Consider the following 23,378-nt stretch of genomic DNA (forward strand, 5'->3'; position numbering starts at 1 on the left):
AACAGCAAAATTCACCACTTAATGGTAGCAAAGCTCTTTTTGGCCAGTCAAGGTAGTTATCCCCATGTAGTTTATGCTATCATATGCTGGACATGGATCCCGTTAGAAATTTATGTTGTTAATCAAACACAAATTAAACGGACAACTTACATTATTTTTTGTAATTAAGAAAATTGAAAATAGATTTCTAACGGGATGGATATTTTTGACGATCTAAACGACAAGCAAATAGAAGCAATAAAAGTTTCCGCGGGGCCGGTTTTAATTTTGGCCGGCGCCGGAAGCGGCAAAACGAAAACTCTGACTCACAGAATAGCCTATCTTATTTCCCAAGGTATTAGACCGGAAAACATTTTGGCCGTCACTTTCACCAACAAAGCTGCCGAAGAAATGCGTAGCCGTGTTCAGAAATTGCTAACTACTAACTACAAACTACCAACAACTGACTTATTCATCGGGACTTTCCACAGTTTCGGAGTAAAAATCCTAAGGGAAGAAATTGAAAAACTGGGGTTTAAAAACAACTTCGTCATTTACGACGAAGACGATACCTTCGCGCTGGCAAAAGACATTAGAAGCGAGCTTAATTTTCCACAAGATAAACTGAAGGCCGGAATGCTTCTTAATATAGTTTCCAAATCTAAAAACGAACTGAAAGATCTTGAGGAAGTTTTAACCAACGAGGGCGAATTGTATAGAAACCGAATTTTGCAATTTGGCGAAATTTATAAACAGCGGATGTCCGCCGCCAATGCCGTTGATTTTGATGATTTAATAGTTTTGCCGGTAAAAATTTTCCAAAAATTTCCGGAAATTTTAAAAAAATACCAGAACCGGTATCAATACATATTAGTTGACGAATATCAAGATACCAATCACGCTCAATATACTCTTGTAAATCTCTTAGCCGACAAATATAAGAATCTTTTTGCGATTGGCGACCCTGACCAGGCTATTTACGGATGGCGGCAAGCCGATTTCAGGAACATTTTGAATTTTGAACACGATTATTCAAACGCCAAAATAATAAAACTGGAGCAAAATTACCGTTCAACCCAAAATATTTTGTCCGCCGCCTCCCAAATTATTTCAAAAAATGTTGAGCGCAAGGAAAAAACGCTTTGGACCAAAAATCCGCCAGGCGCGCCTATTGAAGTGACCGAAACGGCTAACGAGCGAGAAGAGGCTGAGTTTATTATTAACAAGGTGTTGGATTTAAACAAAAATCTTAACATTGGTCTGGATAATGCCGTAGTAATGTACCGAACCAATGCCCAATCGAGAACGCTTGAAGAGGCCTGCCTTTACGCCGGCCTGCCTTATCGGGTTATCGGCGCCGTAAAGTTTTTCCAGAGAAAAGAAATTAAAGACATTGTAGCGTTTTTGCGCTTGATTCAAAACTCTGATGATGAAATAAGTTTAAAAAGAGTGGTGGGCATTATGGGTAAGAGGGCTTATGCTAACTTTGAAATCGAATTTGAAAAATTAAAAAAAACGGCGAAAACATTGTCGCCGGCTGAATTAATTAAAGCCGTAATTAAAAAAACTAGTTATTACGATTACTTGTCTTCTAAATTTTCGGGAACGGGGCCCGACGGAGAACCGGAATCCGAATCAAGGATAAAAAACGTCAGGGAACTAATCGGTCTGTCTTTCAAATACGATAAAACCGAACCAGTTTTGGCACTTTCCGAATTCTTGGCAGAAGCAGCATTGATGACAGAAAATCCCCCACCCTTGGGGAATGCGCTTCGCGCTTCAGAAAAAAATATTCCCCAAGGGTGGGGGAGTGAAAAATTAAATTTAATGACGCTTCATTCGGCAAAAGGATTGGAATTTGACGCGGTTTTCATAGCTGGCGCCGAAGAAGGATTGATGCCCCATTCGCGCTCGGCATTTTCTTTGGGAGAGCTTGAGGAAGAGCGCCGCCTTTGCTATGTCGGGCTTACACGAGCCAAAAAGTACTTATGGCTTTCGTTTGCAAAACAACGCTCTCTTTGGGGAGAAAGAAACGAAACCATGCCATCTAGGTTCATAATGGAACTGCCGCCGAGCTTGGTTAATTTTAGGTCGTTAAGTGACGGCTATAATCTTCCCGAAATTAATTTAGAGTAATTATTGATTCTCGGAATCAATAGCAGATTCATCAGCAGAAACTTCATCAATAGAGTGGTCGCGAATTGTTTCTACCTGAATTCGAAGATTCTCTTTGCGACCAAAAATTTGTTTTAATGGGTCATCAATCCTGTCCCAAGCCTTATCACGATACTCGCTTTTAATCTGTTCCGCGCGTTTCGAATCGTTGGTTTCGTAGGCCTCGCGAAGTTCCTTGATGTAACGCATACTGTCTTGAGGATCGGTATCGAGAATAACATAGCGAATTATCTCGCCTTGTTGCACCAAGGCATGAGTGAGCAGCGGAATTCCCCAGTAGTGAGCTTCTTCAACTTTTTCTTGCGAGGTGTGATAATCGGGACGAAGCAATACAAGATGGTTTGGCTCGCCCGAAGAGCCGTGTTTTGGCCTCGATTCCGTAACGGTATCCAATATGCGCCTTCGAGACGGCTCGGGGATGCGAGTCGCGTGAGGCTCTTTTTCATAATGTTTCGCGATTAAACGCGCGACCTCGCCTTCTTCAGAATCTTCAGGAAAATCTTTTTGGACTAATTCTACGACATGCTTGATTTCCTCACTTTCCATCCCTTTAACTTGGAGACGGGCAATAGCGGCGGACAATGTTTCAAAAATATTCGCCTCGTCCTTAAAGTGAATGTTTTTCGGCTCATCAGCCATTGTTTCCGCGCGTCTTGATTCGCGGCGATGGCTTCCATAATGGGCAAGTATGCCGAGAAAGTATTCTTTTTTTATGGGTAATTCGGTGACGGCGGTATCAAAAATGATTTCTTGGGTTATCATGTCGGCATCCTCTTTAGTAGGCGCCTCGGCTAAAGATTTAATGAGAAGCTCGTAGGCATATACTTGAGAACTGGGGTGCCTTCCGCCTACCCCGAGCGCCGCGCCGCCTAACGCGTCCGCAAATTCTTTGGCCGTCATTTTGTTTTCGATATACGAGTTATAGGCATCTTCAATGAAACCGTATTCTTTCACGAGTCTAGCCCGTTCGGATTCGTAACGGGTGTCGCCGTAGAATCCCTCTTTGGCTTCTTTTAGATTTCTGACAGATTCTGGTTTCATAGATGAAATAATTTAAAATTACTATTACATTATCATTGCAATTTTGGAAAATCAAGGCGGCTCACGAAAATCCCACCGCAACTGCGGGGGATTTTCGTTTATTTGGGGCCAAAGTTTTTTTTATTAATTATGACTTTGGGATTTTAACCCCACCAAAATTTACTATTTCTCAACTATTGATTCTCGGAATCAATAGTAAACTTTGGTGGGAAGGCGAGAGTCTCGGACAACCGTTTTCACGATGTCCAGAGTTCTCGCCTCAGTGGTCAGCCAGCGAGTCCGATGGCCCTCGCCTGACTCCAGGTCATGTTGACCATGTTGACAGAGTAGTCGACACCACCGAACTTCTGGTGCAGGTTCGATAGAGCCTCTTCGAGGTCTTTGACCTCGTAGGGCTCATCGGTCCCGATCCTGACCTCGATGGCGTCATCGCCGACGGCCGAGTCCCTGATGACAAAGGCAACCGAAGCCACCTTCTTGCCACCAGAAACCAGCAGATACTGCTCTGACACGACGCTGTTATACGGAAACCTCGTCACACGCACGAGCACCAGCTGATCCATGGCTTCTCCTCATTTGCCGCGCGTTCCGCGCGGCGGTATGTATTTTACAATTTCTGTCTCAAAGAACTTTTAGGCCTCCCCGCCAAAATTTTCAAATCCCTTTAAAAACTTTGGTAGGGTGGGGCACTCGAGATGAGCGCCCCGAAAAGAGTTAGAGCAAGGACAAGAAGACCTACCTCTTGGTCTTCTTGTCGGCCTCGGCGGCTTTCGCCGTCAAGGCCTCCTGGCGCGACTGGTACACCACGCCTCCTACGACATGGTACTTGGTCATCGCTGGCTCACCTCCCTCTTTCTCCCGGATTTTGTTATTAATGTGGGGGAAGATTAATCTCCCCGCTAAAGCCCATGGCTGGCTTTGCCTCGCCGAAGCCCCGCCGAGGCGGGACGAAGACGGGCTTTCTTTTAAAAAAAACATGGGCTTTAGTGGAGAGGCGAGGGGGCGGCCGCGCCACTCTCGAGGTGATCGCCGGCATCCGTGCCGGTCGGTCCTCTTGCGCCTACCTCAAACCCCCTCGCCAGAGATGTGCGGGTATGCCTCCTTCATCGGGTTTGGCCTCACACGGGGGTCCGCCCCATGATCTATTGGCCGTTTCGCCCCGCAACTGCGGGGCTGTGCTCCGCCGAGCACCCGATTTCTCCGTCACCATGCCGCACGCATGGCGGGAGTTTCCCAGGTAGTGTCTGTAACAATGATCGCCGGCGGGCGGTCACTATCACAGACCGCTATCGCCGCGACCTTAATCGCCGAGCGACCCTGGGATTCCGCCCTCGCACGGGGACGGAAGGAGGCCCTCTTACAGAGGATTGTGAGAACAAGGGACACTGAAGGGATATAAACTTAATTAAATGATTGGAACGGAGGAGGTACAATTGCAATATGCTATTTATTACCTCGCATCCACTTGTTCCTTGCCCGCCGTAGCCTTGGCGAAGGCAGGCGCTGGCTAAAATCCCTTATTCACACGATCCTCTGTGAGAGATTTAAATTACTTAACAAGAACTATTATAATTACATTATATACCATAATTAAAATCTTGTCAAGTCCTGCCAACAACTTTTTGCTATAAGAACAAAAATATGGCTCATTTAAGCCATAATCCTATAACTATATTTTGTTATTTTTTATTAACTATTCTAAAAATCAACTCTGAAACTATCATTATAAATAAATCTGACACATTACAAGCCGAACGGTTCTAAAGTGGTAAAATTTGACAGATTTCTAACGATGGAGTATAATTGAAACAATCAAATTCTCTACTATAGGTAGTAGGGAGTGAGAGATGCTCTTCGAACAAACACGGCAAAAACCAAAATATTTTCTGCGCCTCGTGGCGCATTGCAGAGAAGGCCACTAGAGACCGCTCAAAAAAAGGGCTCTTTGCCTTCTTTTTTTATTTAAGAAACTTCCACAAAGCCTCAAAAAAAACTTTCATAGTCAGAGAAATAGCAGAATCATCAACGATTACGCCGATTGGTTTTTTCTTAGTATTAATAAAAGCGATTTTTTCCCCATAGATAATAATCTCGGTTTCAAATTCATCGGACCAAAATTTATACTCCGCTTTACCCAACTTTTTTGGGAAAACACCGTTTTTTTGAGCGCAATAAATAGATTTTGAAGGGATATTATAAAGTTTTTTAAGCTTCTTATCTTGAAGTTTCTTTTCTGAACTCGGAGCCTGCGCGACATCAAGGGGCAAAAGCTGATATAAAAACTTAGTTTTCGTTTTTAAAATGTCCTCACGAAGGGAATCAATGCCTTCTTTGCCTTCAAAAAGACGAATTTTAGGATGTTTACCGCGGGATTCGTATAACTTATTTAAATCCGGCAAAATGTTTTTTAAGCCCGAAAAACTTTCTTTAATTCTGCGGTCTTCAATTTCAAATAAATTTTTCAGCCGTTCCGGCGGCTCAATCGCAAAATATGTTTTTTTACCTTTAATGAAGGTGCTGACAAGCCCTTTCCTTTTCAACTCCTCCAAAACTATGTAAGTTGTGGCGCGGTTAATGCCGCTGTGAACAGTAATTTCCGCCGCCGGCGCTTGGCCCAATTTTAAAATCGCAACATAAACTTTTGCTTCTTTATTAGAAAGACCCAACTTTTTGATTTCTGATTCAATATTTGCCATACTATATCGTAATTATATCACAATTTCACTTATTACGCAATTTTTGTCAAAAATTATTAACAAAACATGGACCTAACGAATAAATCAGTAATAAAAAATTTGTTAAAGAAGTATAACGCCAGACCGGAAAAATACCTTGGCCAGCATTTCATTTTATCAAAAAAAACTCTCACTTCAATAATCGCGGCCGCGGAAATTAAAAAAGCTGACACGATTATTGAAGTCGGCCCGGGATTGGGGACATTAACCCAAGAACTTGCCAAGACCGACACTAATGTTATTGCCATAGAGAAAGACATCCAAATGATTGAAATTCTAAAAGAAACTGTGACGGCAAATCACAAAAACATCAAAGTCATCAAAGCCGATGCCCGCCAAATATGGCGAGGCTCGCCAGAGGCGGCCCGCCAATTATCGATGTCGGACATCGATAGTTTTGTGGATAAGATGGGGATAAGCGATGGGAAGTATCCATATAAAATTGTGGCGAATTTACCATATAATGCAGCGACTTTTCTAATCCGCCAGTGGTTAGAATCAAATAATCCGCCAAAAATGATGGTTTTAATGATCCAAAAAGAAGTGGCGCGACGCATTGTAGCCAAACCTCCCGACTCAAACCTTCTTGGTATAAGTGTTCAGTTTTACGCCAACGCGGAAATTGTTGACTACGTAAAAAAAGAATCGTTTTGGCCCAAACCAAAAGTTGACGCGGCGATAATTAAAATTGTCCCAAAAAATCTGCAGATAACTCTACAATCGCAAGAAAAACAGAGTTTTTTTAGAATTGTAAAAGCGGGGTTTTCGAGCCCGAGAAAGCAATTAGCCGGAAATCTCTCAAAAAAACTAAGTATTCCTAAGGAAAAAATTATTTCGATATTTAAAGATTTGGGTATTCCGGAGAAAGCAAGGGCGGAAAATTTAGATCTAAAACACTGGCAAAATCTCACCTCTGAATTAAACAAAAAACGACCCGTTTCAGGCCGTCAGTAGGCATATTTGCTGTGATATGGAATCTTTTCAAGATATTCCCGAAGATGCCCAACCTCGTGGTTTATACAGGGATAATCGCCCATCCGGAAAATAATGCTCGGCGTAAGAAAAAAACAGCGAACATCCGATTGTTTAGCTTGAACGGTTATTTTAATACCGCCAAAATAACGATAAGAGTATTGATCCGGGCCTGGCATTACATTGAAAAATGTTACAACATTCATCCAGTGTTTCATTGGGACATTGATTATTACGACGGTGTTGGGATTTGCCCTGAAGGTATTTAAGAATTTTTCAAACTCTATCCAATCTCCGCTGGGCGCGCTTATTTCCAAAAAATGGAAACCATTAGCTTTCGCCCATTTAATATTTTTGTAATCCGCCAAAGAACAGCCGTAAAGGAAAAAAACAAAGAATATTATTATTATGCTCAGCCAAACAACTTTACGCATTGCTCACCGTCTTTTCTTCTATTTTATAGAAGGACCATGATAATGCTATTTTAACACAATAGAAGAACCATAACAATGCTGTTTCAACACAAGCAATTTTTAGATAAACCGACTTATCCACAATTAAACATATTGTGATACGTTTTTGTGGTATAATTTTAGCGTGTTAATTACGATGACAAAAACAAAAATTATAGTCATCTGCATTATTTTGATTTTATCCGTAATCGCCGGCTTGCTTATCAAGATATCTTTAAAAGAGCCGCAATCAAAATCTGAACAAGCGTTTGCGCCGCCAAAGTCATCTGTTAAATTATCAGAACTCCCATCTCTTTCAGAAAAATTAGTCACATCAAAAGAAGCTGCATTCAAACCCCTAAACATCCCTGTACTGCCAATCCCTAGACCAGATCTTGAAACTATTTCTAAAGAAAAATCCTTATCAAGCACAACGATGGTATTTTTTGAGAATATCAATAAAGCCGCTAAAAACGTAGAAAAATCACTGATGCCGAATAACATACCGTCCCAAAACAACGCAACTATAACTTCGGACGGAATTATCCTTTCGCTCACAAAGGAACAATTTGATTTTCTATACCCCGATTATTTTATTGCCGACTTAATTGATGCCCAAAATTCCTTTGTTAAAGAGCAGGACTCCAGTTACGAACCCATACTAAAAATTGAAACTGATTCCCAAGTTAGATTTATTGAAGAGAAAATCGTGGCCACTTTACTTATAGCCGACATGATAACCAGAGAAAGAGCGGAGCAATTGGTAACTACTATCCGCTTCACTCTCCCCCGGCTTCAAATTACAGGTTTACAAAATCAATACTCTTATGAATCAATGCCATTTTCAAAATTTTTTGAAACTGCTTTAGAGAGAAAAACGGAACTTCCGGAGACAGCGCCAAAGAGACAACTTTGGACCGGTTTTATAGGGCAAATGGCAAATTCGTTTACTAACAAAGCCCAAGCCGCTTGCGGCGAGTGTGAATCTCGACCGGAATGCTACCAAGATTATCCTGATACTCCGGGAAAAGAAGGATCCTCACTGATTTATCCTTCTTGTTACTGCACCGGCTGTCTTACTTCACTTGGATGCCTTTCCGCAAATGAAGGAGATGCGGCGATTTATGACCAACAAACCGGAATTTGCGGCATCGGTCAGGGACAGCAGTGAAGACGGGTTTAAAAACATTTACACACTACCTTTAAACAAACAATGATTAAAAAACATTTTATAACTATATTTATAGTATCGGCTGGAATTATTTTCGGAGCACTTTTATTTGTTCCGGCTTCAAAAACTTTTTACGTAAAAAACAGCGCACCGCGCCTTCAGGTAGCCAGTATCCATCAAAAGCTGTATCAAGCCGAAGATAGGGTCGGCGATATTTCCAACAATATTATTCCGGAAATAAAAATCCCGGAGAATTTAACCGAAAATTTCGCCGGGCTTTTAGCCAAATCAATTATTGATAAAAATAATAAGCCGAAAGATGCCAATTCGCCGGCCGAGCCGGGGCTTGATGTGCCGGACCCGAGTAAAATTGCCGAGGAATTTATAAAAAACGGTTTGGCGAAAGCTAATGAAAATATTTTGAACATTAAACCGCCGGAAATTAAAACATCGCCGGTAAACAGCAAAGAAGCAATTGAAATTTACCTAGCAGAGACCCAAAAAATATTAAAAGACGCCTTAAAAGGCGAACCGCTTTTATCAATTTTAGAAGAAATAAACAAAAACAATGGCCAAGGCCTTGAAAAACTTTTGCCCGTAATAAGCGCCCATGAAGCGGCGGCTAATCAAATTGAAGAAAATCCGGCGCCGAGCAATATAAAAGATTTAATTACGGAGGAAGTTCGCATGTTAAGAATTACGGCCAACATTTTAAGAGCGCTTACCAATGTTGAAACCGACCCCATAGCGACTATTGTTGCCGCAAAACAGTTTGGCGCGGTAATTGACAGTTGGGAAGAGCTTCAGAAAAAATTCAATGTTTTTGTTGATAAACTAAATAAAACCTAATCCCCATAATGAAATTTTTTAATAAAAAAATAGTCGTTTCAGTTTTTTTGTTTTTAATCGTGTTTTCAACCGCGCCAAACGCTGCTTTTGCCGCCGTGCCGACTTTTGAAACAAATCCGAAGTTGCTATCCGATGAGTCAATTACGTCTATATTCCAAACAGCCACAAACCTTGAACAGATTTTCGAATGGGCGTTTAAAATAGCGGCCGAGGCCTTAAAGCGACAACTGCTTAATATGATTGTTGACCAGATAGTCACTTGGATCCAAGGGGGAGGAGAACCAAAATTTATCACCGATTGGCCGGGGTTCTTTCGGGACGCCGTTGACCAGGCGGGTGGAAGATTCTTACAGCAATTGGGGCTTGGATTGTTTTGTTCGCCATTCAACCTGACATTACGCGCTGCATTTATACCAATACCGCAATTTTCCGACCGCAGCGCCTGCACCTTAAGCCAGGTAGGAGTTAATCTTGATAACTTTTTAAAAGATTTCAGCAAAGGCGGCTGGGTGGCTTGGAACGAAATGGTGTTAAAACCCCAAAATAACATCTATGGAGCCTATCTCATGGCTTGGGATCAATATACCGTAGAAAGATCGGCGGCCCAAAAAGCGGCAGAATCGGAAGCCCAGGCCGGCCAGGGTTTTCTTAGCGTAAAAAAATGCATAAGACAGCACGAAGAAATAATAGGAGAAGAAAATGGACAACCGATTACTACCACTGTTTGTGACCAGTATCAGGTGATTACTCCGGGAGCGGTTGTTGGCGACATTGCCGCAAAAGCCGTTGGTTCAGACATTGACTATATAGTAAACGCTCAAGATTTTGCCGCTTATGTTTCGGCCATCACTAATGCGATATTAAATAGAATGTTTGCTGAAGGAGTGGGCCTTTTGCATGCCAGCTTATCCGGAAGAAGCGGTACCACTGGCGGCACTGCCCAACAACAGTGCGCTTCATTTCTTGGCACGCCGGCCTACGCCGAATGTCTAAGCGCGGTTCAAGCCGGAATAAATGTACGGGAATTTCAGAAAAATTATCTTATAAGATACATTGACCTTGACCTCGTATACCAAAATCAGCTTTTGGGCGCCAAACAGGCGACACTGACAATTTTAAACCAATCGCTCAGCATTTTGCGCCAGCTTGAAACCTGCCAAGGATTTCCCAGCCCCGACACAGCCAGAGTTCAGAGCGACATTAGCACTGTCACCGGCCAAATAGCGGATATTCAATCCGACATTATCGCTCTTCAACTTTTGCAGCAACAGATTAGAAATCTTACCGATTTAAGCAGAATTGCTTCAATCTACGCCGAAGTGGTTGGAATGTTTAGTCCTGGAGTTACCCAGAGTTTAGCTTTAGCGGCTCAACAGGAAACCAATCAGAAACAGATAATTTTAAGGAATTATCAGAATCTATTGAATGCCTGCTTGGAGTCAAGAATAATACCGCCGCCGCCACCCGGCGAGTAATTCGTAGTTTATGAAAAAATTTCTAACAAAAAACAAAAAAATTGTCTGTTTGATGATTGCCAGCATTGTTATCTTTTCTTTACCATTTCCCGCCTCGGCCGTTTGGTACAATCCGACCTCTTGGTTAGGCAGCCTTGTCACTCTTAGCGCGGATGCTTTACTTTTTGTTTCAAGCGTTATCAGCGCCATGATAGGAATAGTTTTTGGCGTCATAATTTATCTCGAAGCCCAAATAATAGATTATCTGCTTAATCCAACAAATTTTCCCATGACTAACGCGCCAATTGTGACTCTCGGGTGGGGTATTACTCGCGACTTGGCCAACATGTTTTTCATTCTCATTCTCCTTATTATCGCGTTCGCGACGGTTTTAAGAATCCAATCCTACGCTTTAAAACAACTTTTGTGGAAAGTGGTCGTGGCCGCGCTCCTCATTAACTTCAGCTTGGTCATCGCCGGTTTTGTCATTGATTTTACTAATGTTATCACTACATTTTTCTTACGCCAAATTATAGGCAATAACGGAGTATTTACATTTACCGGCAAATTAATGTCTGCAATGCAAATTCTTAATTTTTACAACCCCTCTCCACCAGAAGGAATAATTAGCGGAGCGACTCAATTCGGTGCTGCCGCTATAGCCGCTTTCGCGGGCATTGTTTTAACTTTAATCGCACTCATTGTAACTACATTTGTTTTCGGCGCGGCAATGATATTTTTAATAGTTAGAATCATTAACATTTGGATTTTATTGATTTTCGCGCCCATTGTCTGGACGCTTTGGATTCTGCCGGCTACAAGCGGCCAATTTTCAAAATGGTGGCATTCTTTTTTGCAGTGGGCTTTTTTCGCGCCGATTTTCGTTTTTATGATGTATCTTTCACTTTCCATTTTTGACGCCACTGGCAAATTAAAAGAGCATATCGGCCCGGTAGCGCTCCCGGCTAACTGGAATAAAGCGGAGGCCGGTCTTACAACAGCCGCGATGCCAGCGGCAATTTTCCAGTTTGCCTTAGCAATTGGTTTAATGTTCGGTTCTTTAATCGTAGCCCAAAAATTCGGCACTTACGGCGCCGCCGCCAGCCAGAAGATGCTTGAAGGGTGGGGTAATAGCGCTAAAGGATTAGCCGCAAGGGAACTTAGAAAGAGAGGGGCGGGCTGGACCCAGCCGCTACCCGAAGGCGCTCCACCACCAACTGGTGTAAGAGGCATCATAAGAAGAGCTGGCGCAGGACTAGGCAGAGCCGCGGTGGCTGTGCCCGGTGCTAGAGGAGCATACTTGAATTTGCAGGCAAAAAATAAAAAAGATTATGAAGACGCACAAAATAAATACAAAGACGTTGATCCGGCAGTATTACAACAAATGTCGCAATCAACATTAATAGATTCAAGGGGAAAACTTGCGATTAAGCATTTACTTATGAGCAAAGGAAAGTTAAAACCGCAAGCGCCGGAACTTATGAAAATGCTTGACCAATCAAGACAATACGGCAAAGAAGGAGAAATGTTAAAATTGGTTTCTGAAAAAATGAATAAAGATTTAACCGCCGCTAATGGCTATGGTAATGCTGAAAGAACAGAACTGCTGCAAAGAGCAAAAAAGTATGGTAATGAAAAAGATTATCTTAAATTCTTCCCGAACCTTGCTCCAGCAATAGGTAAGACAATTCAAGAAGCCGTTAAGGGAATAGAAAAAGCATCAGATATCTACGTTGATCAGATGACCGCCGATGTTGTAAGAGAATTAAGCATGCCTCAGCTCAAAGATATAGGCAAGAGCGGTTCCGATGCACAGAGAAGAGCTACAAAAATAGCCGTCATTCAAGATTACAGAGGCCTTAGTCTAAGCGATAGGCAAAGCATCAGAATCGTATCTTTTGAAAAGAATCTTCAAAAACGAGAAGAGCTTAGAAAAACCTTACCGGAAAACTTAAGAAAAATGTCCTACCAGCGAGAAATTACTACAACGCCCGCATGGGAACAAAACATTTAATTTCAATATATGCCAGAATTAACTCGAGAAGAAAAAATAAAATTATTTGAAAAGTTGCCGAAAGAACTTCAGGATTTGATGGAATCCGAAAATACCGGCGCGTTTTTATTGTATTTGGGAGAAAAATATAATTTAGATGAAGATAAAATTTCTTTACTTTCTAAAATCGTTGGCAACGTTATTTTAAAAATTACGCCGATAACAAGTTTAGCCCAAGAAATTGTAAATAAAGTAATTCCCGACTCTCAAATAGCAATGGCGATTTCCCAAGAATTAAACAGCGGGCTTCTAACGCCTGTCTTAATGCAAGCCCCAACAGCGCCGCCAGCTATAACGGCAACACCAAGACCTGTTTTACCAACTGCCCCCGCACTCCAACCCATTCCATCTCCTGCTGTCCCTTCAGCAAAAATTGTTTCGCCCGCCGTGCCGAAAATTGACCAATATCGCGAACCAACAACAGCGGGGCCGGAAATTATTGACTTGAGAAAAGCCCCGCCATCGCCACTCCACAGCTTTCCTCGACCTTCCGAAGCCTTGCGCGAAGGAGGTAGCGAAGGAGAGCTACCGCCCGGGTTGCCTGTAGCCGCCGCGCCAATTCTACTTGAAGCAGATCCTCATTTACCCGAAAAAATTTCACCTGCGCCGCCTGTCCAAATACCAAGTACCAAATACCAAATACCGTTAACCGACACTTACCGTGAATCCATTCCACCGGCAACCGCGCCTGCCGCTCCGTTGATGCCGGCAACAAATGCAGAGCCCAAAGAACCGCCTGTGGCAGGTAAAGTCGAACCACCTGTGGTGAGTAAAGTCGAACCACCACCTCAATATATCATTAGGCCGCCCGGCTTACCGCCAATCCCGACGCCTCAGGTCGGGACTCCGACTTCGCCACAGGCGAACGTCGGAGCCGATAGTTATCGTGATGTTTTAGATTTAAGAAAAGACAAGGGAGAATTTTAAATCTTAGAAATTTATGACTCAATACCAGGTCCCACAATTTGTAGATATAGAAGACAGGATCATCGGGCCGCTTACGCTTAAGCAATTTTTATATCTTGCTTTTGGCGGCGCCATTCTTTTTGTTACTTGGTTTATTTTCAAATTTTTCATCTGGATAATCATTGCCATTCCCGTGATCGCTGCCGCTTTGGCTTTTGCTTTTATAAAAATAAACGACCGGCCGTTTGTTTATTTTGCAATCGCCGCAGTATCGTATTTTATGAAACCAAGACTATATATTTTCAAGACTGCATCAAAAAAACCGGAACCTGTAATTTTGCCCGAAAAAACACCGGAATCCTCCTCCGCCCCGCAAAGCGGGGCTTCGGCGGACGAGAAAGTAACCAGATCAAAATTAAAAGAACTGGCGCTTAGTTTGGATACGGGCGCGCAGCGCCTTTAACAATCATGCCGGAAACGCAAAAAACAATTAAAGGGCCCGCAACACAGGAGTTTTTAGCCGTGGATGAAATCCGAGAAGATGTCGTTATTTTAAAAAACGGCGGGCTTCGGGCGGTTTTGATGACCGGTTCAAGAAACCTGGAGCTTGAATCAATCGATACTCAAAATGCCATCATCAAAAACTACGCCGATTTTCTAAATTCTTTTGACTGGCCGATTCAAATAATAATCCATTCAAGAAAACTGGATATTAATCCCTATTTAAAATTACTTGAAGAAAAGTTAAAAACTCAAGAAAACGAGCTTCTAAAAATTCAGACAGCCGAATACATCGATTTTATAAGAAGTTTTGTTTCTCTTTCCGATGTGATGATTAAGAGGTTTTACATTTCCGTGGCCTTTGACCCAATTGAGTCAAAAACTGAAGGACCGCTTGAAAAACTTGCCTCCATGATCGGCAAAGCGTCAAAAAAAGCCGCGCTTTCAGAAGAGATGTTCAAAGAATACAGAAGTCAAATGCTTCAACGGGTTGAACACACGGTCTTGACATTAGCCCACATCGGCATTAAGGCATCGCAGTTAAAGACAGACGAACTCATTGAACTGTTTTACAATCTTTATAATCCGGAAGATTTAGAGAAGAAAGACATTCAACTAACCGACAACTTGTAACAAAATAAGCAACCAAAATGGCATTGTCTTTTTTCGGAAAAAAATCCGCCCAAAACGAGACCTCGCCCCTTCGGGGCGGGGAAGGAATTCAGGGCGTTGTTACGCCGGAACAGGCCTATCAAAAAGGGCTGGCGTCTTTGCACGATATCTTGGCACCATCGGCTCTAGAGGTTAATACTAATTACTTGCGCCTTGGTAAAAAGTTCGTTCAGAACTTTTTCATATTCAACTACCCTCGTTTTCTCAACACTAATTGGTTTGCTTCGGTTATTAACTTGGACAAAACAATGGACATAAGTTTTTTTATACATCCGGTTGATACGGGAATTGCCCTAAAAAATCTAAGAAAAAAAGTGGCGCAAGTTGAATCGGAACTTTCAATACGCGATGATAAAGGGCTGGTACGCGACCCAATGCTTGAAACTGCTTACAACGATCTTGAAGATTTGAGAGATAAACTTCAGCAATCAAGAGAAAAACTTTTCAAGTTCGGGCTTTACATAACCGCTTATGCCGATTCGCTTGAAGAAATGGAAAAAGTTGAAAACGCGATTCGCTCAATTTTAGACGCCAAACTGGTTTACAGTAAGCCGGCTATTTATCAACAGCTTAAAGGCTTTAACTCCACCCTGCCTCTTTCAAATGATGAACTCCAAATAAATACAACCATGAACTCGGGGTCGATATCCGCGACCTTTCCTTTTGTTTCTTCGGATTTAACTTCTGACAACGGCATACTTTACGGCCTAAACCGCCACAATAATTCGCTTATTCTTTTCGACAGATTTTCCTTGGAAAACGCCAATACCGTTGTTTTCGGCAAATCGGGCGGCGGAAAATCTTATGCTTCAAAATTGGAAATTCTAAGGTCTTTAATGCTTGGAGCAGACATTATTGTTTTTGATCCCGAAAGTGAATACCAGTTTCTCGCGGAAACTATCGGCGGCGCTTTTTTTAAAATTTCATTAACTTCTCAAAATCATTTAAATCCTTTTGACCTGCCAAAACCGCAAGAAGGTGAAAATCCGGCGGACATTTTAAGATCAAACATTATTAATCTTGTCGGCCTTATAAGAATAATGCTGGGCGGCTTGAGCCCCGAAGAAGACGCCATAATCGATTCTGCTATAACCCAGACTTATGCCAGCCGCGACATCACTCCCGCAACCACAGACTTTTCAAAAAATATCATGCCCACAATGACAGACCTTAAAACGATTTTGGACAGCATGACCGGCGCCGAATCACTTTCAAGACGGCTGGAAAAATACGTTACCGGTTCTTACGCCGGCTTTATTAACAACCCGAGCAACATTGAAATAAAAAGTAAATTTGTGGTTTTCAGCATCCGCGACATGGAAGAAGAACTGCGGCCGATAGCAATGTATATGATGCTTCACTTTATCTGGAATATTGTCCGCTCGGAACTTAAGAAGAGAATCCTTATGGTTGACGAGGCTTGGTGGCTTTTAAAATCAGAGGACGGCGCTTCTTTTATGTTTGGAATTGCCAAGCGCGCCAGAAAATACTTTTTGGGAGTGACCACCATTACCCAGGACGTATCCGATTTCTTAAGCAGTTCTTATGGAAAACCAATTTTAACCAATTCTTCTTTGCAGTTTCTTTTTAAGCAGTCGCCGGCAAACATTGACGTTCTCCAAAAAACTTTTAACTTGACCGATGAGGAAAAATTCTTATTGCTTGAGTCGGAGGTCGGCGAGGGCCTGTTTTTTGCCGGATCAAAACACGTGGCCATTAAAGTAATCGCTTCCTATACCGAAGACCAGATTATCACTTCCGACCCGGCTCAGCTCCTGCAAATAGAGGCCGCAAAAAAAGAATTGGAGCGTGCCGAAACAATAACACCGTAAATTAGAGATTAGATATTAGGATTTAGAAATTATATAATGTATATATGGCACTAGCGGAAAAATTAGAAAAAAGAGAAGCTTCTTTAAAAGAAAAACTAACCAAAAAATCCCAGGAAGCCGAAAGAAGCAAAACAGTGAAAATTGATTCAATGGAATGGCTCATATTATTTATGGGCGCCGGCTACATTGATCTGCTTTTTGTAATTTTAACCGTTATAGGATTAATACCAGTAGTGGGACAGGTTATTTATGCCATTGCAGATCCGGCCATGAACATTATCGCTACGGGCATATTTTGGTTTTACTTGCAGTATAAAGGACTCGGAGGTTATTGGTGGCTGGCCTTTGGAGGCGGCGTGGCGAATCTGATCCCTGTCGTTAATTGGATTGGCTGGATAATGGCGGTTTTAATTCTTTACTTCTTAATCAAGGCGGAAAAAATTCCTTTGGCCGGTGAAGCGATTGAAAAAGCCGCCAAAGCAGCGTCAAAAGTTCCGATTAAATAAATAATGAAACACGCAACAAACAACATGCAACATAAAACATATAATTTAAAGCAATCGATTATGGCCGTATTTTTATTGTTTGTTTCATGTTTCATGTTTCGTGTTTCATGGGCATCGGCGCAATTTGAATTGCCAACAATAGGAAGCATTAAACCGGCTATTTCCTTGAGCTCCGACCCGTTAACACCTCTGCCTAATTCAACAATTACCATCGCCGCAAACCTTTCGGGAGTAACCGGCAGCGGAAGTTCAAACTACACATGGTTTTTAAATGGCGTGAGGCAAACCGAGCATTCCGGATTAAATAAGAGCAAATTTACTTTCAAAGCTAGCGCCATCGGCATTGTCTATAGAATAAATGTCAATGTTACAATGCCAGGCGGCGGAGTTCTTTCAGATGCTGCGGTTTTTACCGTCAGCGACGTTGACCTAAGCTGGAATGCATCCAGCGAAGCGCCGGCCGGCTATCGCGGTAAGACTCTTCCAACCAAAAAGTCGGCAGTTTTGATATCGGCCCTGCCAACCATATACCAACCGGGAACGAAAGCCTTGATAAGTTCCGGCGGTTTAGTCTTTAACTGGTTTATAAATGGTAAACTCCAAGCCGACAAGTCGGGAATCGGGCGATCTGACCTAAATTTTTATGTTGGCAGTTTCTCCGGAGGCAGCGAAGAAATCCGCTTAGAAGTAAAAACGGGAGATAGCACCGTTTCTCTAAACAAATTCGTTACCGTCCCAATAATGCGGCCTCAAACTTTTATATATGTTGCCGATAATAAAACGTCCTTGCCTTACGGCAAAGCGTTGAGAGATTTTTTTATAGAGTCAGCCACAGTTAAAGCAATCGACTTCGTGGCAGAAAATTATTTTTTCAACTTTCCTAAAAACCGGTTAAAATGGAGTTGGCTGGTTGACAGTAGAGAAATAATGGGAGGAGGGGATAAGCCGTGGTCTGCTGTTTTAAATGTTCCGGAGAACATCGCCCGACCATTTTCTTTTCAAGTCAGGGCAGTTGCCCAAAATCCGCAGGAAGACTTGGAAATAGCCGAATCAACGGCAAACTTGAAAGTAAGATAGGATGACGAATCATAAAACGCATAACCTGAAACATGAACAACAAAACCCACAACCTAAAGTTACCTGCCACGGCTGTATTTTTATTATTTGTTTTATTTTTTGCGCTTTACACTTCACCGGTTTTGGCCCAATACCGGCTTGAGACCGGGCTTCCCGGCGTACCCGGCGGGAAGTTACCGGCAGGAACCGAACTCCCTTCTTATCTTAGATACCTTTTTATCTTTGGGTTGGGGTTTATTACTGTTTTGGCTCTTAGCGTAATGATGTTTGGTGGCATCCAATACATTCTGGCGGCTGGAAACGCGGCTAAAACGGAAGAAGCTAAAGCTTGGATTCAACAAGCGCTCTTCGGCCTTGGCCTGCTTTTGGTTTCTTATCTCCTTCTAAGAACCATTAATCCAGATTTGGTTAATTTGAGAAACCCTAATCTCGCCCCAACCCAACTTCAAAGTTCACCATAAATATGTCCAAAAAAACTCTCTATATAATTTTAATAGTCATTGGCAGCCTCATTTTAATTGGAGGTTTAATTTGGTACTTTCTATTAAGGCAAACGGAAACATTGCCGCCGGGAACGGACTTTACGGTAAACGGCCAGCCCGTCACCGGCGAAAGCAAGCTCAAAGCCATAAGCAACGGCCCGGCTGTTGCCGCTAAGTTGAGTGGTGAAATGCTTTTGTTTTATGATTTTTCCGGCCAGCTGTGGCAGTTGCCAATCGGAACAACTGCGCCGGTCGCCGCCCCGCAGGCGACCATTGGCAATCCGGCAGATGTTGTCTGGTCGCCAGACCTTAAAAACATAGTTAAATCAGGAATTTGGCAAGCCGATATTAAATACGTTTTTTCCGACTTCACCAAAAAGACCTTGATTAATTTAAAAAGCGGGATTAAATCGCTCTCGTTTTCGCCCGACGGAGGAAAAATAACTTATTATGTTTTTGAAAACCTTAAAAGCAACAGTTTATTTACTAGCGACCCTGATGGTAAAAATCAAAGAGCGCTACTGGTCTCTCTAAAGTTGCGAGACATAGTTTTAGCATGGCCTAAAATCAACCAAATAAGCCTGACCTCAAAACCAAGTGGTTTGATTCCAGGCGGAGTCTGGACCATTGACACTAGAAATCTCGTGTTTGCCAAAATTATTGGAGATTTTAACGGTTTGGAAATATTGTGGGCGCCAGACGGAAATAGTTTCGTTTATTCTTTTACCGACCAAAACGGGCGAAATCCCCAGTTGGCGGTACACAGCAAAAAAGGCGAGGAAAAAAACCTAAGCGGCATTTCAACTGTAATTGACAAATGCGCTTGGGCAAGTGATTCGATAAATGTGTTTTGCGCAGTACCGGAAAACTGGCCGGAAGGAATGGTTTTGCCTGACGATTACTATAAGAGAGTTGATTTAACAGTTGATAACATTTGGAAAATTAACACCGAAACCGAAGAAAAAAGGTTGCTGGCTTCGGGTCTGGGAGACATTAAAAACCTCATAATCGATAAGAATGAAGACAATATGTTCTTCATTCTAAGAAACGACCAGGTTTTATATGAATTAAACTTTTAGTTAATGTATTTAATCACAACCCGCCTTTCTTCACCTTCTCCGGCACTCTCCGTTTTTATATCCGGATGTGCAGAGAGTTCGATGTGAATGATTCTTCTGTCATAAGCCGTCATTGGCTCTAAAACCACTTCACGCTTGTAAAACCTGGCTTTATGAGCAGCTTTTTTAGCCAGCTCTTTAAGCGATCCGTCTCTTAAACTCCGGTAATTATTTACATCAAGGTGAAAGAACGGCGCTCCGTTTAACTTCTTTTTCAATATAAGCCGTAAAACCGTTTCAAACACACTAATGTTGCGTCCCCGCTCGCCTATATACGAACTTGGATCATCGGTCAAAAAGCAAATGTTAAGCGATTCTTCACTTCCGGTTTCAATGATTTTTATCTCAAAATTTGAAGCCCCCGTTTTTGCGAAAAACTCATTTGTTACATCTTTAATTTTTTCCAAGTTTTCGGTCATTTTTTTGAATGGTATATTGCTGAAGTAAAGTCATAAGGGTAACAACAACCCAATAAAGAGGCAGAGCAGAGGGCAGATTCCAGAAAATTATTACGCTCAAAATAGGCCCAAAATAAAGCATCTGTTGAGACATCATTCTGCTGAAATCCGCGGTTCCAGCAGACTTGGCGAAGGACGGCATGATCATTTTTGTCTGAAAGTACTGCAATGCTCCAGCTATGATTGCTAATAACACGTTTCGCTTTGTTAAATCAAATATTCCGAGAAAGATCGGGCGGATTTCTTCGGGCGCTCTAATGAAAGAGTACAGTAAGTCTTGGTCTATTCCCGTGCCGTTTAAAAACACTCTCCATAAGGCAATTATGATGGGAATTTGTATTAATAGCGGCAAAAAACCGCTAAGAGGATTAATTTTGTTTTCCGAATAAAGAGCCATCAGCGCTCTAGCTTTTGCCTCTTTGTCGTTTTTGAACTTTTTATTGACTTCCTCTATCTTGGGTTTCAGTTTTTCTAAAGCTTTTTGGCTCCTGATGCCCTTACCGGTAAGAGGCCAGAGCGCCAACCGAATTAAAACCGTTAAAGCAACAATAGAAAGACCAAAATCATGATTGGGAATGATATTGTATAAAAAAACTAAAGCATTAAATAACGGCTGATAGAATGTTAAGTTAAAAAGATAGGATATCATTTTTTGTGAGTAATTCTCTTAAATTATCTTTAATGCTCCTGTAATCTTTGTTTTTAGCGGGCTCTCTCGGCCATATGATAATATCATATCCTGGTTTTACCTTTTTAAACAAAAAAAGCGCTGCCGCTCTTAGCTGCCTTTTAATTTGGTTCCTTTTTGACGCTTTTTTATAAAACTTGGTGCTGACAATAAAACCGAACCTGCTGAAATTTTTGTAATTTTTCACGAATTTCATCTTTACAAGGCCATTCTCACAAGTTTTTCCTTTAGTAAAAGCGTTTTTGAAGTCGCCGGTTGCCGTTAGGCGGTTAATTCTAGGAAGCATATGCTTGCATTTGCAAATGATAATAAAGTTAAACAGTTAGCTTATAACGGCCTTTTCGCCTTCTCCTCGAAATGACCGCGCCTCCGCCTTTACTACCCGCCCTTTTTAAAAATCCGTGCTTGCGTTGTCTTTTTATTTTTTTTGGATTATAGGTTTTACTCATCCCGTTAGAAATTTAATTCTAAATAATAATTTTCACTATATCTTAAAACTATAAACAATATATCCTGTTAAATAACTAGTATAGATTTCTAACAGGACTCATACTTTTATATTTTTATAACACGAAAATTGATATTGCGTCAAACATTTAAATTAATTTATACTTTTCAACAGAGTACTCACAGGTTATTAACTTTTTTACGAATGAAAGTTTTCTTAAAACCCTTTTACTTAATGATATACTGGAAATGTAGAATTTATAATCAACATGGATTTCAATGAATTGTGGAAAGCGGTTCTAGGAGATATAGAACTGCAAATTTCAAAAGCAAATTTTAAAACTTGGCTACAAAATACCGCTATTGTAGATAAAAAAGACGGTGTTGTTACTATTGCCGTACCTAATGGCTTTACTAAAGAATGGTTGGAAAACAAGTACAATAAGTCTATCCTAAGGTCTTTGAGAAACATTCAGTCGGACATTAAAGAAGTAACTTATCAAATCAGCCAAAAACAAACAAAAAACATTGACAATAATCAGAAGCTCTCTAAAGAGGAGGGTGCAATTTCAAAAAAACAGCTCGATTTTGTCGAACTTAACGCGGATACAGAGACAAATTTAAATCCCCGATATGCCTTTGAAAATTTCATTGTAGGCCCATCGAATGAGCTGGCTCATGCCGCCGCTATTGCTGTAACTAAAAATTTAGGGAAAAAATACAATCCACTCTTTATTTACGGAGGAGTGGGCCTGGGTAAAACCCATTTAATTCAATCAATAGGCCAAGCCGTTAAAAAAGAGCACCCAAATAAGAAGGTGAAATATGTCACTTCCGAAAGGTTCACTTCAGAAGTGGTTTCTACTTTAAGATCCGGAGCATTAAGATCAAACGATATTGATAACTTTAAAAAAAGATGGCGCGAAATCGATTTGTTAATAATTGATGACATCCAGTTTTTAGCCGGTAAAGAAAGAACTCAAGAAGAATTCTTCCATATTTTTAACGCTCTCTACGATGTCGGAAAGCAAATAGTACTTTCGTCAGACCGGCCGCCAAAATCAATCCAAAACATGGAAGAGAGGTTGAGATCTCGCTTTGAAGGAGGCATGCTTGCCGACATATCATATCCCGACCTCGAAACCAGAATCGCTATTCTAAAAACCAAGGCTCATGAGAAAGGATTTCAAGCTTCGGACGAAGCTTATGAATTTATAGCTTCTAACATAAAAAAGAATGTAAGAGAACTTGAAGGAGCTTTAAACCGGCTAATAATAAATCGCCGCGACGACCAAAAGGAATTAACAATAGTGGAAGTAAAGAAAAGTTTAAATTCAATTATAAATACCCCTAAAAAAATCACTACATTAAAAAACATTATTAAGGCCGTCGCGGAATTTTACGATATTAGTGAAAAAGACCTTTTAGAACGCTCCAGAAAAAAAGAAATAGTCAAACCTAGACAAATAATAATGTACCTTTTAAGAGAAGAATTAAAAAGTTCTTTCCCTTTTATCGGGATGAAAATTGGAGGACGGGATCATACTACTGCCATTCATGCGTGTGAAAAAATAAAAAAAGAACTCGATTCTAATCCGACTTTATGTGATGAAATTAATGTAATAAGAGAAAAACTTTACCTTGTTTAAAATTTTGTGGAAAAACTGGTTACAAACCAATAAATAACTGTGGGTTAATAAGTGATTAAAAAGTTTATAAATTTAATTTTTAATTTAATACTAAAAACTAGAAACAGAGTATTACCAAGTTATTCACAAAATTATTAACATGATAATAAGAGAAAAAGGGC

The 23,378-nt window shown here is 41.3% G+C and carries 23 protein-coding genes; 15 read left to right on the forward strand and 8 right to left on the reverse strand.

Annotated features, from left to right (window positions below):
- Window positions 1-195: 195 nt before the first annotated feature.
- Window positions 196-2,115, forward strand: coding sequence for a UvrD-helicase domain-containing protein (locus HYW79_00805; protein MBI2635067.1), 1,920 nt, complete (start codon window positions 196-198; stop codon window positions 2,113-2,115).
- On the opposite strand, the gene HYW79_00810 is transcribed toward HYW79_00805, so the two are convergent.
- From HYW79_00810 to HYW79_00820, 3 genes are all read right to left on the reverse strand, one after another.
- Window positions 2,116-3,195 carry a hypothetical protein gene (locus HYW79_00810; GenBank protein ID MBI2635068.1) on the reverse strand — a complete coding sequence of 360 codons (1,080 nt, stop codon included), beginning with the start codon at window positions 3,193-3,195 and terminating at the stop codon, window positions 2,116-2,118. It lies immediately after the preceding gene.
- Between the two features lie 266 nt (window positions 3,196-3,461).
- Window positions 3,462-3,758, reverse strand: coding sequence for a hypothetical protein (locus HYW79_00815; GenBank protein ID MBI2635069.1), 297 nt, complete (start codon window positions 3,756-3,758; stop codon window positions 3,462-3,464).
- Window positions 3,759-5,153: 1,395 nt separating this feature from the next.
- Window positions 5,154-5,891 (reverse strand): hypothetical protein, encoded by a 738-nt coding sequence (locus HYW79_00820; GenBank protein ID MBI2635070.1) that lies wholly within the window; start codon window positions 5,889-5,891, stop codon window positions 5,154-5,156.
- Window positions 5,892-5,957: 66 nt separating this feature from the next.
- Between HYW79_00820 and rsmA the strand changes: the two genes are divergently transcribed.
- The gene (rsmA, locus tag HYW79_00825; GenBank protein ID MBI2635071.1) at window positions 5,958-6,884 is read left to right on the forward strand and encodes a ribosomal RNA small subunit methyltransferase A; all 927 of its coding nucleotides are present in this window, start codon (window positions 5,958-5,960) and stop codon (window positions 6,882-6,884) included.
- Here rsmA and HYW79_00830 read toward each other — a convergent pair.
- Window positions 6,878-7,336 carry a hypothetical protein gene (locus HYW79_00830; GenBank protein ID MBI2635072.1) on the reverse strand — a complete coding sequence of 153 codons (459 nt, stop codon included), beginning with the start codon at window positions 7,334-7,336 and terminating at the stop codon, window positions 6,878-6,880. The genes rsmA and HYW79_00830 overlap by 7 nt on opposite strands.
- 175 nt (window positions 7,337-7,511) lie before the next feature.
- On the opposite strand from HYW79_00830, the gene HYW79_00835 reads away from it, so the two are divergent.
- Genes HYW79_00835 through HYW79_00890 form a run of 12 tightly spaced genes read left to right on the forward strand, consistent with a single transcriptional unit; the run spans window position 7,512 to window position 19,936 of the window.
- Window positions 7,512-8,525, forward strand: a complete 1,014-nt coding sequence (locus tag HYW79_00835) for a hypothetical protein (protein ID MBI2635073.1) — start codon at window positions 7,512-7,514, stop codon at window positions 8,523-8,525.
- A 42-nt stretch (window positions 8,526-8,567) separates the two neighbouring features.
- Window positions 8,568-9,374 carry a hypothetical protein gene (locus HYW79_00840; protein ID MBI2635074.1) on the forward strand — a complete coding sequence of 269 codons (807 nt, stop codon included), beginning with the start codon at window positions 8,568-8,570 and terminating at the stop codon, window positions 9,372-9,374.
- A gap of 8 nt (window positions 9,375-9,382) precedes the next feature.
- Window positions 9,383-10,849: a hypothetical protein gene (locus HYW79_00845; protein MBI2635075.1), complete on the forward strand. Its 1,467-nt coding sequence runs from the start codon at window positions 9,383-9,385 to the stop codon at window positions 10,847-10,849.
- A gap of 10 nt (window positions 10,850-10,859) precedes the next feature.
- On the forward strand, window positions 10,860-12,842 hold the full coding sequence (locus tag HYW79_00850; protein MBI2635076.1) for a hypothetical protein: 1,983 nt from the start codon (window positions 10,860-10,862) through the stop codon (window positions 12,840-12,842).
- Window positions 12,843-12,851: 9 nt separating this feature from the next.
- Window positions 12,852-13,808: a hypothetical protein gene (locus HYW79_00855; protein MBI2635077.1), complete on the forward strand. Its 957-nt coding sequence runs from the start codon at window positions 12,852-12,854 to the stop codon at window positions 13,806-13,808.
- 13 nt (window positions 13,809-13,821) lie between these two features.
- Complete coding sequence (locus HYW79_00860) at window positions 13,822-14,250, forward strand: PrgI family protein (protein MBI2635078.1); 429 nt, start codon at window positions 13,822-13,824, stop codon at window positions 14,248-14,250.
- 5 nt (window positions 14,251-14,255) lie between these two features.
- Entirely contained in the window at window positions 14,256-14,921 is a 666-nt protein-coding gene (locus HYW79_00865) for a hypothetical protein (protein MBI2635079.1), read from the forward strand.
- 17 nt (window positions 14,922-14,938) lie between these two features.
- Window positions 14,939-16,792, forward strand: coding sequence for an ATP-binding protein (locus HYW79_00870; protein ID MBI2635080.1), 1,854 nt, complete (start codon window positions 14,939-14,941; stop codon window positions 16,790-16,792).
- A gap of 44 nt (window positions 16,793-16,836) precedes the next feature.
- On the forward strand, window positions 16,837-17,298 hold the full coding sequence (locus HYW79_00875) for a hypothetical protein (GenBank protein ID MBI2635081.1): 462 nt from the start codon (window positions 16,837-16,839) through the stop codon (window positions 17,296-17,298).
- Window positions 17,299-17,322: 24 nt separating this feature from the next.
- Complete coding sequence (locus HYW79_00880; protein MBI2635082.1) at window positions 17,323-18,375, forward strand: hypothetical protein; 1,053 nt, start codon at window positions 17,323-17,325, stop codon at window positions 18,373-18,375.
- A gap of 32 nt (window positions 18,376-18,407) precedes the next feature.
- Window positions 18,408-18,836 carry a hypothetical protein gene (locus tag HYW79_00885; protein MBI2635083.1) on the forward strand — a complete coding sequence of 143 codons (429 nt, stop codon included), beginning with the start codon at window positions 18,408-18,410 and terminating at the stop codon, window positions 18,834-18,836.
- Window positions 18,837-18,838: 2 nt separating this feature from the next.
- Window positions 18,839-19,936 (forward strand): hypothetical protein, encoded by a 1,098-nt coding sequence (locus tag HYW79_00890; protein MBI2635084.1) that lies wholly within the window; start codon window positions 18,839-18,841, stop codon window positions 19,934-19,936.
- On the opposite strand, the gene HYW79_00895 is transcribed toward HYW79_00890, so the two are convergent.
- The 4 genes from HYW79_00895 to rpmH are packed head-to-tail and all read right to left on the reverse strand — an operon-like array spanning window position 19,933 to window position 21,570.
- A complete protein-coding gene (locus HYW79_00895; GenBank protein MBI2635085.1) occupies window positions 19,933-20,394 on the reverse strand; it encodes a hypothetical protein in 462 nt (153 codons plus the stop codon). The genes HYW79_00890 and HYW79_00895 overlap by 4 nt on opposite strands.
- Window positions 20,369-21,079: a membrane protein insertase YidC gene (locus tag HYW79_00900; protein ID MBI2635086.1), complete on the reverse strand. Its 711-nt coding sequence runs from the start codon at window positions 21,077-21,079 to the stop codon at window positions 20,369-20,371. Before HYW79_00900 ends, HYW79_00895 begins: the two co-directional genes overlap by 26 nt.
- Window positions 21,063-21,407, reverse strand: coding sequence for a ribonuclease P protein component (rnpA, locus tag HYW79_00905; protein ID MBI2635087.1), 345 nt, complete (start codon window positions 21,405-21,407; stop codon window positions 21,063-21,065). The genes HYW79_00900 and rnpA overlap by 17 nt, the downstream gene beginning before the upstream one ends.
- A gap of 28 nt (window positions 21,408-21,435) precedes the next feature.
- Window positions 21,436-21,570 carry a 50S ribosomal protein L34 gene (gene rpmH / locus HYW79_00910; protein ID MBI2635088.1) on the reverse strand — a complete coding sequence of 45 codons (135 nt, stop codon included), beginning with the start codon at window positions 21,568-21,570 and terminating at the stop codon, window positions 21,436-21,438.
- Between the two features lie 267 nt (window positions 21,571-21,837).
- Between rpmH and dnaA the strand changes: the two genes are divergently transcribed.
- Window positions 21,838-23,217: a chromosomal replication initiator protein DnaA gene (dnaA, locus tag HYW79_00915; protein ID MBI2635089.1), complete on the forward strand. Its 1,380-nt coding sequence runs from the start codon at window positions 21,838-21,840 to the stop codon at window positions 23,215-23,217.
- The last annotated feature ends 161 nt before the right edge of the window (window positions 23,218-23,378 follow it).

It is taken from the genome of Parcubacteria group bacterium (assembly GCA_016186325.1).
Taxonomy (GTDB): Bacteria; Patescibacteriota; Minisyncoccia; order UBA10092; family UBA10092; genus JACPHB01.

What these genes read in the sequence shown, in the direction of transcription:
- HYW79_00875 (MBI2635081.1), top strand. Translation starts at nt 16,837, where the DNA reads ATGGCACTAGCGGAAAAATTAGAAAAAAGAGAAGCTTCTTTAAAAGAA.
- HYW79_00855 (MBI2635077.1), top strand. Translation starts at nt 12,852, where the DNA reads ATGCCAGAATTAACTCGAGAAGAAAAAATAAAATTATTTGAAAAGTTG.
- HYW79_00805 (MBI2635067.1), top strand. Translation starts at nt 196, where the DNA reads ATGGATATTTTTGACGATCTAAACGACAAGCAAATAGAAGCAATAAAA.
- HYW79_00835 (MBI2635073.1), top strand. Translation starts at nt 7,512, where the DNA reads ATGACAAAAACAAAAATTATAGTCATCTGCATTATTTTGATTTTATCC.
- HYW79_00845 (MBI2635075.1), top strand. Translation starts at nt 9,383, where the DNA reads ATGAAATTTTTTAATAAAAAAATAGTCGTTTCAGTTTTTTTGTTTTTA.
- HYW79_00870 (MBI2635080.1), top strand. Translation starts at nt 14,939, where the DNA reads ATGGCATTGTCTTTTTTCGGAAAAAAATCCGCCCAAAACGAGACCTCG.
- HYW79_00895 (MBI2635085.1), bottom strand. Translation starts at nt 20,394, where the DNA reads ATGACCGAAAACTTGGAAAAAATTAAAGATGTAACAAATGAGTTTTTC.
- HYW79_00840 (MBI2635074.1), top strand. Translation starts at nt 8,568, where the DNA reads ATGATTAAAAAACATTTTATAACTATATTTATAGTATCGGCTGGAATT.
- HYW79_00815 (MBI2635069.1), bottom strand. Translation starts at nt 3,758, where the DNA reads ATGGATCAGCTGGTGCTCGTGCGTGTGACGAGGTTTCCGTATAACAGC.
- dnaA (MBI2635089.1), top strand. Translation starts at nt 21,838, where the DNA reads ATGGATTTCAATGAATTGTGGAAAGCGGTTCTAGGAGATATAGAACTG.
- HYW79_00850 (MBI2635076.1), top strand. Translation starts at nt 10,860, where the DNA reads ATGAAAAAATTTCTAACAAAAAACAAAAAAATTGTCTGTTTGATGATT.
- rpmH (MBI2635088.1), bottom strand. Translation starts at nt 21,570, where the DNA reads ATGAGTAAAACCTATAATCCAAAAAAAATAAAAAGACAACGCAAGCAC.
- rnpA (MBI2635087.1), bottom strand. Translation starts at nt 21,407, where the DNA reads ATGCTTCCTAGAATTAACCGCCTAACGGCAACCGGCGACTTCAAAAAC.
- HYW79_00820 (MBI2635070.1), bottom strand. Translation starts at nt 5,891, where the DNA reads ATGGCAAATATTGAATCAGAAATCAAAAAGTTGGGTCTTTCTAATAAA.
- HYW79_00865 (MBI2635079.1), top strand. Translation starts at nt 14,256, where the DNA reads ATGCCGGAAACGCAAAAAACAATTAAAGGGCCCGCAACACAGGAGTTT.
- HYW79_00810 (MBI2635068.1), bottom strand. Translation starts at nt 3,195, where the DNA reads ATGAAACCAGAATCTGTCAGAAATCTAAAAGAAGCCAAAGAGGGATTC.
- HYW79_00885 (MBI2635083.1), top strand. Translation starts at nt 18,408, where the DNA reads ATGAACAACAAAACCCACAACCTAAAGTTACCTGCCACGGCTGTATTT.
- HYW79_00880 (MBI2635082.1), top strand. Translation starts at nt 17,323, where the DNA reads ATGCAACATAAAACATATAATTTAAAGCAATCGATTATGGCCGTATTT.
- rsmA (MBI2635071.1), top strand. Translation starts at nt 5,958, where the DNA reads ATGGACCTAACGAATAAATCAGTAATAAAAAATTTGTTAAAGAAGTAT.
- HYW79_00830 (MBI2635072.1), bottom strand. Translation starts at nt 7,336, where the DNA reads ATGCGTAAAGTTGTTTGGCTGAGCATAATAATAATATTCTTTGTTTTT.
- HYW79_00860 (MBI2635078.1), top strand. Translation starts at nt 13,822, where the DNA reads ATGACTCAATACCAGGTCCCACAATTTGTAGATATAGAAGACAGGATC.
- HYW79_00890 (MBI2635084.1), top strand. Translation starts at nt 18,839, where the DNA reads ATGTCCAAAAAAACTCTCTATATAATTTTAATAGTCATTGGCAGCCTC.